Source organism: Methyloversatilis sp. (assembly GCF_030696805.1).
GTDB lineage: Bacteria > Pseudomonadota > Gammaproteobacteria > Burkholderiales > Rhodocyclaceae > Methyloversatilis.
Genome location: NZ_JAUYRO010000043.1, coordinates 22,314 through 35,632 on the forward strand (window position 1 = coordinate 22,314; position 13,319 = coordinate 35,632).

Annotated in this window: 11 protein-coding genes; all 11 read left to right on the forward strand. The window is 62.3% G+C overall.

The genetic code is table 11. From position 1 onward, the window contains the following. The first annotated feature begins 133 nt into the window (after positions 1-133). Positions 134-2,062, forward strand: a complete 1,929-nt coding sequence (locus tag Q8R75_RS07800) for a diguanylate cyclase (RefSeq protein WP_305626436.1) — start codon at positions 134-136, stop codon at positions 2,060-2,062. Between the two features lie 146 nt (positions 2,063-2,208). Beyond that, on the forward strand, positions 2,209-3,933 hold the full coding sequence (locus Q8R75_RS07805) for a GGDEF domain-containing response regulator (RefSeq protein ID WP_305614660.1): 1,725 nt from the start codon (positions 2,209-2,211) through the stop codon (positions 3,931-3,933). A gap of 203 nt (positions 3,934-4,136) precedes the next feature. Continuing rightward, positions 4,137-4,454 carry a flagellar transcriptional regulator FlhD gene (gene flhD, locus Q8R75_RS07810; protein WP_069039559.1) on the forward strand — a complete coding sequence of 106 codons (318 nt, stop codon included), beginning with the start codon at positions 4,137-4,139 and terminating at the stop codon, positions 4,452-4,454. 18 nt (positions 4,455-4,472) lie between these two features. Then, the gene (gene flhC, locus Q8R75_RS07815; RefSeq protein ID WP_305614659.1) at positions 4,473-5,012 is read left to right on the forward strand and encodes a flagellar transcriptional regulator FlhC; all 540 of its coding nucleotides are present in this window, start codon (positions 4,473-4,475) and stop codon (positions 5,010-5,012) included. 226 nt (positions 5,013-5,238) lie between these two features. Further along, positions 5,239-6,096, forward strand: coding sequence for a flagellar motor stator protein MotA (motA, locus tag Q8R75_RS07820; protein WP_305626438.1), 858 nt, complete (start codon positions 5,239-5,241; stop codon positions 6,094-6,096). A gap of 74 nt (positions 6,097-6,170) precedes the next feature. Beyond that, entirely contained in the window at positions 6,171-7,112 is a 942-nt protein-coding gene (motB, locus tag Q8R75_RS07825; protein WP_305614450.1) for a flagellar motor protein MotB, read from the forward strand. 95 nt (positions 7,113-7,207) lie between these two features. Beyond that, the gene (locus tag Q8R75_RS07830) at positions 7,208-8,398 is read left to right on the forward strand and encodes a methyl-accepting chemotaxis protein (RefSeq protein ID WP_305614451.1); all 1,191 of its coding nucleotides are present in this window, start codon (positions 7,208-7,210) and stop codon (positions 8,396-8,398) included. Between the two features lie 12 nt (positions 8,399-8,410). Next, positions 8,411-8,776 carry a response regulator gene (locus tag Q8R75_RS07835; protein WP_305614452.1) on the forward strand — a complete coding sequence of 122 codons (366 nt, stop codon included), beginning with the start codon at positions 8,411-8,413 and terminating at the stop codon, positions 8,774-8,776. Between the two features lie 37 nt (positions 8,777-8,813). Beyond that, positions 8,814-11,054 (forward strand): chemotaxis protein CheW, encoded by a 2,241-nt coding sequence (locus Q8R75_RS07840; RefSeq protein ID WP_305614453.1) that lies wholly within the window; start codon positions 8,814-8,816, stop codon positions 11,052-11,054. Positions 11,055-11,266: 212 nt separating this feature from the next. Further along, positions 11,267-11,776 carry a chemotaxis protein CheW gene (locus tag Q8R75_RS07845; RefSeq protein ID WP_305614454.1) on the forward strand — a complete coding sequence of 170 codons (510 nt, stop codon included), beginning with the start codon at positions 11,267-11,269 and terminating at the stop codon, positions 11,774-11,776. Positions 11,777-11,786: 10 nt separating this feature from the next. Further along, the coding region (locus Q8R75_RS07850; RefSeq protein WP_305614455.1) for a cache domain-containing protein at positions 11,787-13,319 on the forward strand (1,533 nt) is incomplete at its 3' end.

Sequence of the window (13,319 nt, forward strand, 5' to 3'; positions counted from 1 at the left end):
AGTGTAGCGCCCTGCCTGTCACCTGCGCACCTGCCCTCAAGAACCGTGTCTCCTGCGCCGTAAGCTGATGCCATGAGGCATATTCTGCAACGGTCGCATGGCGCGCCGTTCAGGCCTGGACGATGGCAAAACGATGAATGATCTGATTGATACAAGCCGGTTCGAGGAAATCAAGGGAGCCGGCGAACTGCCTTCTCCGCGTGGCATTGCGCTGGCGATTGCACGCGTCACGCAGCGCGGTGACGCCTCGCTGGCCGAGCTTGCCCGCCTTGTACAGGGCGATCCGGCGCTGGTCGGCCGCCTCGTGTGTGCGGCCAACGGCACGCTGGCGCACGGCATGCGGCCCATCGTGGCGCTGCGCGACGCGCTGTCGGTGCTCGGCATGGCTGCGGTACGCAATCTGGCACTGGGCTTTTCGCTGATCTCCAGCAATGGCAAGGGTCTGTGCCGAAGTTTTCCGTATTCGCGCTTCTGGACCGGATCGGTCATCCGAGCCATTGCGACACAGAAGATCATGACGGTGATGCGCTCGGCCGGGGTGGAAGAAAGCTTCAGCGTCGGCCTGCTGTCCGGTATCGGCGCGCTCGGTCTGGCCAGCGTATTTCCGGCGCAGTACTCGCGCGTACTCGACGAGGTGCGCGGTGGCGAACCGGAAATGCTGCTCGACGTCGAGCGGCAGGCGTTCGCGATGACCCACGTCGAACTGAGTGCCGCGATGCTTGCCGACTGGGGCATGCCGCGTTTCTTCATCGCCGCGGTGCTCGGCCATGAGTCGGCACTGTCGGTGCAGGGCGAGCCCGAATCGCGCGAATACAGCCTGACGCTCGCACTCGGGCTGGCGCGTGCGGTCGAGGCAGCCTGCCTGTGCGACGAGAGCGAGCGCGCCCTTCACATGGGCATTGCGCGCGCGCTGGCGGCGCGCATGTCGTGGCTGCCCGATCAGGTCAGCACCCTGTGCGACGACGTCACACGCGAGTGGAAGGACTGGTCACAGATTCTGCCGGTCGACGCCTACGCATTGCCCAACCTGAACGATGTGGCACTGCCCGAGCCGGCCATTCCGGCGCCCGCGTCGATCGAGGTGGAAGCCGCGAACGACGCACCGGACCCGGGCGCACTGCGCGCGTTGGTGGTCGATGACGACGCCGCCACCCGCATGACGCTGCAGGCGCTGCTGCTGCGCAGCGGCTATCAGGTGACGTGTGCCGAGAACGGTGTCGCGGGCATGGAACGCGCGCTCGAGTTTCAGCCGCAGATCATGGTGGTCGACTGGGTCATGCCGGAGATGAACGGACTGGAGCTGACCCGGACGCTGCGTCAGACCCGGATGGGCCGCAATATCTACATCATCGTGCTGACCAGCCACGAGGACGAGGAACGTCTGGTCGAGGCGTTCGAAGCGGGTGTCGACGACTACATGGTGAAGCCGCTCAAGCCGCGCGTGCTCGAAGCCCGGTTGCGTGCGGGCCAGCGGCTGATCCGTCTGCAGAAGGATCTGGAGGCAGAGCGCGAGGAAATCCGGCGCTACGCGGCCGAGTTGGGCGTGAGCAACAGACGCCTGCAGGAGGTCGCGCTGACCGACGCGCTGACCGGATTTCCGAACCGGCGCTACGCCATGGCGCGCATCGGGCAGGAATGGGCGATCGCGCTGCGCAGCGAACGGCCGCTGTCGTGCATGCTGATCGACGTCGACTACTTCCGGCAGATCAACGAAACCTACGGTCACGACGTGGCCGATCAGGTGCTGGAGCAGACGGCGCGTGCCATCCGCGAATGCATGCGCGCGCAGGACGTGGTGTGCCGCACCGGGGGCGACGAATTCCTGATCATCTGCCCGGACACCACGCTTGAACAGGCGATGGCGTGCGCCCAGCGTGTCTGCGCCGGGGTGGCGGCCGTGCCGCTGCAGGCCGGCCAGCTGCGCCTGAAAAGCTCGATCAGCATCGGTGTGGCCGAACGGCTTGCACCGATGCCGGACGCCGACGCGTTGCTTGCGCTGGCCGATCAGGCCCTGATGGGCGCCAAAAGCACGGGCCGCGGACGGGTGCGCGCGGCCAGCTGAGGAGATACTGACCTTCGGACAAAAGCGGCATTTTTACCGCCCGCGCGTTTCGCGGAGCTCAAGTTCCCCCCATTCCTGCCGTCGTTAAGGTTCGTTGATCGTGCACACGACCTGGAATGAAGTTGATGGATCGCCACTCAGACAGGATGGGAGGGTTCAGAACCATCAAGGTATTGATGGTCGAGGACAATGAAGACGATGTCTTCCTGCTGAATGCGCAGTTGAGCGCACGCGGCCTCGAAACCTATTCCGAGCGCGTAGACAGCGCACATGAACTCGCACGCGCGCTCGAAGAGCGTGACTGGGACCTGGTCATTTCCGATCATGCGATGCCGGGCTTCGACTCCGCGTCCGCGCTGGAAGTCCTGCGGCGCAGCGGTCGCGACATCCCGTTCATCATTTACTCCGGCAAGATTTCCGACCACATGGCGTTTTCGGCCATGCGCAACGGCGTCGCCGACTACGTCCAGAAGGGCAATATCGCGCGCCTGGTGCCGGTCATCGAACGCGAACTGCGTGGTGTCGACACGCGCCGGGCGGTACAGACGGCCGATGCACGCATCCACGCGCTGGCCTTCTTCGACACGCTTTCGGCACTGCCGAACCAGACCTTGCTGCGCGCCCAGATCGACGACTGGCTCGATACCGCGCGCCGCAGCACCGAAGCACGCCATGCGACGTTGATGGTGATCGACATCGACCGCTTCCTCCGCATCAACACGAGTTTCGGCTATGACGCCGGCAACGTGGTGTTGCGCGAAGTCGTGTCGCGCCTGATCGAGCGCGCCGGCCAGGGCGCGATGATCGCGCGCTTGAGCGGTGATCGCTTCTGCGTCTTTGCGCCGTCCTGCACGACGCGCGACGACGCCCGAGTGTTCGCGCACCGGCTGCTGGATGCGTTCGCCTCACCGGTCATCAAGGATGGTCTGGAGCTGTTCCTCACCGCGTCGCTGGGCGTCGCGATGACGCCCGGCGACGGCAACGAGGCGCAGTCGCTGATCATGAACGCCGAAGCGGCGATGTCGAGCGCCAAGCGTGCCGGTGGCAATGACCTGAGCTTCTACGCCCACGAAATGAGCGCCAGTTCGGCCGAGAAGCTGGTGCTCGAGACGCATCTGCGCCACTCCGTTCAGCGCGGCGAACTGTTCCTCAACTACCAGCCGATACTCAATGGCGTAACCGGCCGTACGTCCGGCGTCGAGGCCCTGCTGCGCTGGCGTCACCCGCAGCGCGGCATCATCCCGCCGGACCGCTTCATTCCACTTGCCGACGAATCGGGCCTGATCGTCGAGATCGGTGCCTGGGTCATGCGCGAAGCCTGCCTGCAGGGCAAGAAGTGGCACGAGCAGGGCATGCAGGACCTGTCGATGTCGGTCAATGTGTCTGCCGTGCAGTTCGCTCAGCCGCGCCTGCTGGAAACGGTACGAACGACGCTGGAAGACACCGGATTCCCGGCCGAGAAGCTGGTACTCGAAATCACCGAATCGGTGCTGATGAAGGATGCGGAAACCACGATCGGCATGCTCAAGGCTCTGAAGAACATGGGCGTGCGCATTTCGATGGACGACTTCGGCACCGGTTACTCGTCGCTGTCCTACCTGAAGCGCTTTCCGATCGACATCGTCAAGATCGACAAGTCCTTCGTGCGCGACATCAACGATGACGAAGACGATGCCGCCATCATTCGCGTGATCATTTCGCTGGCGCGCAGCCTGCGTCTCACAACGGTGGCAGAGGGCGTTGAAACACCGGAGCAACTGGGTTTCCTGCGGCGCGAACAGTGCGACCGGTTTCAGGGCTACTTCTTCTCGCGGCCGGTGGAAGCCGACCTGCTCAGCAAACGCATCCTGGATGGAACCCTCTTGATCTAGCCGGATTTCCCGCTCCGCGCGCCCGTCGGCAGGCGCGACATCCCGACCCCGTCCAGCCATGTAGGAAAACTTCCTACAGGATTCCGCTCGTCTTCACGTACATAAACTTACGTCTTGTCCTGATTGGGCAACGCCCCCCTGCTGGGCAGAATGCATCCCATGCACTGAAACACACGGTGCCTGCCGACGGAAGGGAATGCGTGATGAAGACGACCGGTTTGCTCAACGAGATCAGGGAACTGAATCTTTCTTACCTCATGCTTGCCCAGCAGATGATCCGCGAGGACCGCGATGCGGCGATGTTCCGCCTCGGTGTCAGCGAAGAAGTGGCCGACATGATCGAGTCGCTGTCGCCGGCCCAGGTCCTGAAGATGGCCAGCGCGAACATGATGCTGTGCCGCCTGCGCTTCGACGACCGCGTGCTGCTCGGCCTGCTGTCGAGCCACGGCCGCGATGCCACGACGTCCCATCTGCATGCCACGATTCTCGCTTGCGCCCAGCCGGTCGAAGCGGTTTCCTGATTCAAGGGGTCAAAGGTCATGAAAAACAAAAGCATCGTTTCGGAAGGTCGTGAAATTGCCCTGGCGGCAGACCTGATCAAGCTGGGCGCACGTCTGCAGTTGCTGGAGGCCGAAACGCACCTGTCGCGCGAGCGTCTGCTCAAGCTGTACAAGGAAGTCAAGGGCGTGTCGCCGCCCAAGGGTATGCTGCCCTTTTCGACCGACTGGTTCATGACCTGGCAGCCGAACATCCACGCTTCGCTGTTCATGTCCTTCTTTTCCTTCTTCAAACAGAACACCGAGCGATCGCAGCTCGACTGCATCGTGAAGGCGTTCCGCCTTTACCAGGAACATGTGCAGACGCACGATATGGAAGAGGTGCTGAGCCTGACCCGCGCCTGGACCCTGGTGCGCTTCTTCGACGCCAAGCTGCTGCAGCGTACGCCCTGCACCTGCTGCGGCGGACAATTCGTGGCCCATGCCTACGACCCGAAATCAAGCTACGTCTGCGGCCTGTGCCACATCCCGGCACGTGCCGGCAAGACGCGGCGCGCGCGCGAGGCCCTGATCGCTGCCTGATAGCCCGTTCTACTCTCCTGTCTGACCTCCTCCTTGCGAAAGCAGGGAGCTCGCCGCCGCGGGGCAACCCGTGGCGGCTTTTTTTTTTGCCGTCGCAACAGGCGCGGATTTGCGGTGAATGCCGGTGGTCGGGGAATCACGATCAAGTTTCGCAATGCGGTGCCGTTACACCAAACGGCACTGAGTGCTTGATGCCCCGAACATCCGTCATACACAGGAAAAGTCCATGTTTCTGATCATTGGCTACGTCATCATCCTTGCCGCCTCGATCGGCACGTATGCTATCCATGGCAGTCTGGCTGCACTGTGGGTGCCGGTCGAATACGTGGCCATTTTCGGTCTGATGATCGGCGGCTTCGTGGCCGGCAACGGCATGCCTGCGATCAAGGCTACCGTGGGGGCCCTGCCGGCGGTGTTCAAGGGATCGTCATACAACAAGGCGTTCTATATCGATGTGCTGGCGATGCTTTACGAAGTGCTTGCCAAGGTACGCAAGGAAGGCCTGATGTCCATCGAGGCCGACGTCGAGAATCCGGAAGCCAGTCCGATCTTTTCGAAGTACCCCAAATTCCTCGCCGATCACCACGCGGTTGATTTCCTGACCGACTACCTGCGCATGATGGTGGGCGGCAACCTGAATGCATTCGAGATCGAAAGCCTGATGGATGCCGAGATCGACACCCACCACGCGGAGCAGCACGTGGCCGTGCACTGCGTCTCCAAGGTCGCCGACAGCGTACCGGCATTCGGCATCGTCGTCGCCGTGATGGGCGTGGTGAATGTGATGGGCTCGGTCGGCCAGCCCCCGGCGGTGCTCGGCAAGATGATCGGCGGCGCACTGGTCGGTACCTTCCTCGGCATTCTGGTTTCATACGGATTCGTGGCGCCGGTCGCGTCGCAACTCGAACAGAAGGTGGAAGAGAGCGCCAAGATCTACCAGTGCATGAAGGTGGTGCTGCTGGCCAGCATGAACGGCTATGCGCCGCAGGTGGCGATCGAGTTCGGCCGCAAGGTGCTGTACTCGCCGGACCGCCCGAGCTTCAAGGAGCTGGAAGACGAAGTGAAGAACCGCAAGGGCAAGTAGGCCCCGTTCTGATTCCGACTCCCGTGCCACGCCCGCGCCACACCGACCCGAAACCCGCTCCGAAGCACTGAACCATGTCCGACGATACCCAGCAGCCCATCATCGTCAAGAAGATCAAGAAAGGCGGCGGCGGCGCGCACGGCGGCGCGTGGAAGATCGCCTACGCCGACTTCGTGACCGCGATGATGGCCTTCTTCCTGCTCATGTGGCTGCTCGGCTCGACCGCGCAGGGCGATCTCGAAGGCATTGCCGAGTACTTCGAAAATCCGCTCAAGGTCGCCCAGCAGGGCGGGTCGGGCTCGGGCGACAGTTCCAGCGTGATCCAGGGCGGCGGGCGCGACCTGACGCGGCAGTCCGGCCAGGTCAAGTACGGCACGGTCGAGGCGAAGAAGCGGTCGATCAACCTCACCGCCAGCAAGGATTCCGAGAACGATGCCAAGGCCAGGGCGGAAGGCATCGAACGCGCCAAGCTGATCGAACTGAAGAGCCAGATCGAAGCGCGCGTCGAAGCCAATCCCGATCTGCGGCCGTTCCGCAATCAACTGGTGCTCGACGTGACCTCGGAAGGGCTGCGCATCCAGATCGTCGATGAACAGAACCGGCCGATGTTCACCTCGGCCAGCGAGCGGCTGCAGCCCTACACGTCGGTCATCCTGCGTGAAATCGGGCTGATCCTGAACCAGGTCGAGAATCGCATCTTCCTGTCGGGTCACACCGATGCAACGCCGTTTGCCGGCGGCGTCGGCGGCTTCTCGAACTGGGAGCTGTCCGCCAACCGTGCCAATGCTTCACGGCGCGAGCTGATTGCCGGCGGCATGGATCCGGACAAGGTGCTGCGCGTGGTCGGCATGGGTTCCATCGTGTCCTTCGACAAGGAAGATCCGTACAACCCGATCAACCGCCGCATCAGCATCATCGTGCTCAACCGGCAGACCGAAGAGCTGTTCCTTGCCGATGGCAAGTCGGTCGAAGTCGAAAACCTCGTCGGTGGCGAGGCGGAACCGGCGGAGCCCTGATCGGGTTCGAATTCCTGCCGTACGGTGCCTTACGAGTGGGTCAAGTTTTCGTCGTGTCCGCCGTTACTCCGTTCAACTTCCTATCCTGAGTCCGCATGCAAGAAGCCATGAATCGCATTTCGCTACCACTCGTCACCGCATGGAGCCTCACGGCGCTCGGTGCGGTGCTGGCTGTCGCACTCCGGCCCGATGCGATCGCGCCGGTGCTTTCGCTGGGGCTGTTCATGGCGCTCATCTGGACGATGGCGTCGATGGTGCTGCTGCGTGGCCGGATGACACCTTCGTCTGCCGATACGCATCAGGCCGAACGCATGCACGACGCCGATGCGGACCACGCCGTGCTGTCCGGCAGCGCACTTCAGGTCAGGTCGCAGTGCGACCAGATGACCGAGGAACTGTCCCGGGTGCAGACCCTGCTGCACGAAGCGATAAACGGTCTGACCGAAAGTTTTCAAAGCATGCAGACCGAAACCACCGATCAACGTACAACCGCGCTCGCGCTGACCAGCGGCGACGGTGACGGGCAGTTCGATTTCGAATCCTTTGTCGAGGAAACGTCGGGAACGATGCAGCGCGTCGTCGACAGCGTCGTGCAGAACAGCAAGCTGGGCATGGAGCTGGTCGAACTGACAGAAGGCATCGCGCGCGAAACCGAAAGTGTGCGTTCGCTGCTCGGCGAAATCGGCGGTATTTCCAAGCAGACCAATCTGCTCGCACTGAATGCCGCCATCGAAGCTGCGCGGGCCGGCGAGGCCGGGCGCGGTTTTGCAGTGGTCGCCGACGAGGTGCGCACGCTGTCGTCGCGCACCAGCGAATTCAGCCTGCAGATCGTCATGATGGTCGATCGTGTCCAGGCCAACGTGAAAATGACGGAGCACGCGCTGGCCGCCCTGGCCGGTCAGGACATGACTTTTGCGCTCGAATCGAAACAGCGTGTCGAAAGTGTGGTGCGCGGCCTGGAAACGCTGCACCGCCGGCGTCAGCGCTCGATCGAAACATTGGGCGAATCGGTTGAACGCGTCGATAACGCGGTGGCGACGGCGGTGACGTCCCTGCAGTTCCAGGACATGACGTCGCAATTGATCGGACACGTGCAGCGACGCATCGGCAATGTCGACGAGGTCATGAAGGCGGTACGCGAGCTGAGCGAAGCCGCGGTGCAGGGCCATGCGACAGAGGTGCATGCCCGTCGGGTTGATGAAGTGCTGGAACAGCTTCGAGCTGCCGACAGCAAGAACCCGGTGGCGCAGCAAGCGTTCCGGGAAGGCGAAATTGAACTGTTCTGAAGGAGAAACGTAATGGCAAAGACTGTACTCGCAATTGACGATTCGGCGTCGATCCGCCAGATGGTGGCATTTACCCTGAAAAGCTCCGGCTACGACGTGATCGAGGCGGTGGACGGACAGGACGGCCTGGACAAGGCGAAGGCGAAATCGGTCAACCTCGTGCTGACCGACCAGAACATGCCGCGCATGGACGGGCTGACGCTGATCCGCAATCTGCGCAGCATGGCGCAGTACAAGGCGACGCCGATCCTGATGCTGACCACCGAATCGTCCGATGCGATGAAGGCACAGGGTCGGGCCGCCGGTGCGACCGGCTGGCTGGTCAAACCCTTCGATCCGCAGAAGCTGGTCGAGGTGGTGAAGAAGGTGATCGGCTGAGCGACGTGCGTCGACATCCGCAACCGGGAGACTGTTCATGACCATGGACCTGAGCCAGTTCTACCAGGTGTTCTTCGAAGAGGCCGCAGAACATCTGTCGAACATGGAACAGATGCTGCTCGACATCAATCTCGACAGCCTCGATGACGAAGAGATGAATGCGATCTTCCGCGCCGCCCACTCGATCAAGGGCAGCGCCGGCACCTTCGGCTTCAACGACCTCGCACAGGTCACCCACGAGCTCGAAACGCTGCTCGATCGCGTGCGCAAGCACGAAGTCCTCATGACGCCGGCCATGGTCAACGCCTCACTCGAAGCCGGCGATCTGCTGCGCGATCTGGTGGCGGCACATCGCGGCATCGGCGAAGCCGATCTGCAGCGGGTGGCTCAGGTGTGCGCCGCGCTCAAGTCCCTCTATTCCGATGTGGTGGAGCCGGCAAGGGCGTGCGAACGGACAGAATCGGTTCCGCTGTCTGCTGTATCGACTTTACGTTTCAGCTTTCTGCTGTTGTCCGACCATGCCGATGTGGCTGGCGTGATCGAGAATCTTGCCCGCGAGGCCGGTGCGCTCGGTGGCCGCCTGCTTGACCTTTCCCTGGGCGCCGACGGGCGCTGGCACGGCGTTTTCGAGGGCAGCGTCGATGTGGAGGCACTGCGCGATCTGGTTGATTTCATTGCCGTCACCGACAGCTTCGTGCTGACCGCGCCGGTCACCGATGCCGACGATGCATATGGTCTGTTCGACGCGTTACCCGAAACATTGTCCGACGGCGATAACGCGTGGGGCCTGTTCGACGCCGCGTTGCCTGATACAGCGAGCACGGCTGACGACAGTTACGGATTGTTCGACGCCGAGCCCGTTGCGCCGACATCCGGCAACAGCCAGACGGGCGATCCATCCTACGGCTTCTTCGATCCGCCTGCCGGGCAGGCGGTCGTCGATGCACCGGGTGCCGATGCGGGATTGTCGATCGTGTCACCCGCTGCCGCAACGCGGGAAGAGTGCGCCGTCAATGCACCGGTCGAGGCTTTGATCGCGCCGTCGATCGAAGCCCCCAAGGCCGCTGCTCCACGCAGTGCGAAGCCCGCCGCGGTGGCCGATACGTCGATACGCGTGGGCGTAGACAAGGTCGACCAGATCATCAATCTGGTCGGCGAACTGGTGATCACCCAGGCCATGCTGATGTCGGCTGCGTCGAAACTCGATCCTGTCGAGTTCGAACGCCTGATGAGCGGTGTGCAGCAACTCGAACGCAATACGCGCGACCTGCAGGAATCGGTGATGTCGATCCGCATGCTGCCGATGTCCACCGTGTTCTCGCGCTTTCCGCGCGTCGTTCGCGACCTGTCGCAGAAACTGGGCAAGAAAGTCAGGCTTGTACTCGCCGGGGAATCGACCGAACTCGACAAGGGCCTGATCGAACGCATTGCCGATCCGCTGACCCATCTGGTGCGCAACAGTCTTGACCACGGTGTCGAGACGCCCGAAGTACGGGTCGCGCGCGGCAAGCCGGAAGAAGGCACGATCACACTGAAGGCTTCGCATCAGGGCGGCAACATCGTCATCGAAGTCGGTGACGACGGTGCCGGACTCAGTCGTGAGCGCATCCTGTCAAAGGCGCGCGAGCGTGGTCTTGCCGTGAGTGATTCGATGACCGACCAGGACGTGTGGGCACTCATCTTCGAACCGGGCTTTTCGACCGCCGATCAGGTGACCGAAGTGTCGGGACGCGGCGTCGGCATGGATGTCGTCAAGCGCAATATCTCGGCGATGGGGGGGCGCGTCGACATTGATTCGATGACCGGTGTCGGCACGCGCATGACGGTACGATTGCCGCTGACGCTCGCCATCCTCGACGGCATGTCGGTGGCGGTCGGCGACGAAACCTACATCATTCCGCTGAATTACGTCGTCGAGTCGCTGCAGCCAGGCGCCGACATGATCAAGAGCATCGGTGGCGTGCCCCGCCTGGTACAGGTGCGCAACGAGTTCCTGAACATCCTGACGCTGCGCGATGCCTTCGGCCTGGCCGGCGGCACGACCGATCTGGAGCGCGGCATTCTTGTCGTGCTCGAATCCGACGGCGACAAGATCGCGCTGTTCGTCGATGCCCTGGTCGGTCAGCACCAGGTCGTCATCAAGAGCCTGGAAGCCAATTATCGCAAGGTGGTGGGTATCTCGGGTGCAACGATCATGGGCGATGGTCACGTCGGCCTGATCCTTGACGTGCAGGCGCTGGTCGAAACAGCCCGTGTCGGCATGGCGGTGGCGGCGTAGGCAATCGTCGCAGACCCGCCGTTTCCAGCTGCTTCGTCCGCAGCACCCGTCCCTGCCTTGTGATCGCGCCCGGTGTGAGGCGCCGTCATCGACGTGCCGCTTGATGCAGGTCACCGGATTGCAAACAAGCTTGTTTTCAGGCGCTGTGCGTCCTCAAGGCACTCCGTGTTCCGGCCGTTAAAGCAAAAGTGATAGACGCTGCGGAGCATGCAATGACCCAACTGGCGCGAACAGCGCACCCGAAACAAAACGGCACCGTCGATGGCGGGTACGCTCAGGAATTCCTGACCTTCACGCTCGGCGGTGAAGAGTACGCCATCGACATCCTCAAGGTGCAGGAGATCCGTGGCTATGATGCGGTGACCGGCATTGCCCACGCACCGCCATTCATCAAGGGTGTCATCAATCTGCGCGGCATCATCGTTCCGATTGTCGATCTGCGGATCAAGTTCGGTGTCGGTGTTGTTGAATACACCCCCTTTACAGTGACGATCATCCTCAACGTCGGCGGTCGCGTTGTCGGCATCGTGGTCGATGCCGTGTCCGACGTACTGTCGCTGGACCCTGCTCAACTGTGCGAGCCGCCCGAGTTCGCCTCCAGTCTGGATACCCGCTACATCCAGTCGCTCGGCTCGATCGATGACCGGATGCTCATCGTTGTCGATATCGAAAAGCTGATGCTTTCGGCCGACATGGCGCTTGTCGAGAACCCCCTGCACTGAGAAGAAAAAAATGGCAAAGACATCTGGAACTCCATCTGGCTCCGTCAACCTGACCGTGCAGCGCCGTCTGATGATGATGGTTGCCGTGACGCTCACGGCTTTCGTCGCGCTTGCCGCAATACTGCTGTTCGCGATGCGCGACAACATGCTGGATGACCGCAAGAGCGCCGCGCGTTTTGCGGTCGAGTCTGCGTGGGGTGTGATCGAATCCTTCGAAAAGCGCGCCGCTTCCGGCGAACTGACGCAGGACGAAGCGCGCCGGCAGGCCATCGCGACGCTGCGGACGCTGCGCTACAACGGTGAGGATTATTTCTGGATCAACGACTTCGGTCCGCGCATGGTGATGCACCCGACCAAGCCTGAACTGGAAGGCAAGGATCTGGGCGGATCGAAGGACCCGAACGGCAAGGCGCTGTTTCTTGAAATGGTGGCAGTCGCAAAAGCCGATGGGGCTGGTTTCGTCGATTACATGTGGCCGCGGCCCGGCTCGACAGACCCGGTGGCCAAGGTTTCGTACGTACGCGCTTTCGCGCCGTGGGGATGGATCGTCGGCTCCGGCATCTATGTTGATGAGGTCGATGCGCTGATCCTCGACCAGGCCTTGTGGGTTGTCCTCGGCGTGTTGGCGGTAGCGCTTGCGATTGGCGTGCCGAGTATACGACTCGGGCGCAGCATCGCGTCCCGGTTGCGTGACGCCGGACGCCATGCCGACGCGATTTCCACGGGCATGCTGGACCGGTCGATCGACGCGGGTGCGCTGGACGAGATCGGTCATCTGCTGCAGGCGCTCGACAAGATGCGCGCCGACCTGAAGCAGCGCATGGAGCGTGATCATGCGGTTTCCGCGGAGAACCTGCGGGTCCGTACTGCACTGGATTTTGTGAGTCGCAATGTGCGCATTGCCGATGCGGATGGCAATGTGATCTACGCCAACCGCACCATGATGAAGACGCTGGGCGAGATTGAGTCTGACGTCAGAGTGAGCGTACCGTCGTTTTCGGTGGATCGCATCATCGGCAGCAATGTCGCTTCGCTATGTAACAACGCTGCCTTCGTCCGCAAGTCCGAACAGGTCGGCAATGCGCAGCACAGCGAACTGGCCATCGGTTCGCGCACCTTCGATGTTGTCACCACGCCGATCCTGAACGATGCCGGACAGCGCATCGGGATGGTCGCCGAGTGGACCGAGCGCACGCAGGAACTTGTCGTCGAGCGCGAGGTGGAAGACATGATCGCGGCAGCCGTCGGCGGCGACTTTACTCACCGCATCGACGTCCAGGGCAAACAGGGATTCTTCAAGTCGCTGGCCCTCAGCATGAACGAGCTGGTCGCCGTCGTGGCCGCCGGCCTCGAAGATACCGCTCGCGTGCTGAATGCCATTTCGCGCGGTGTGCTGACCGAGAAGATCGATCGTGACTATGCGGGCACGTTCGGTCGTCTGAAGGAAGACACGAACACGACGGTGGACAAGCTGCGCGAGGTTGTAGGCCGGATCAAGGATTCGACGGAGGCGATCAATACGGCGGCGCGCGAGATATCGGCG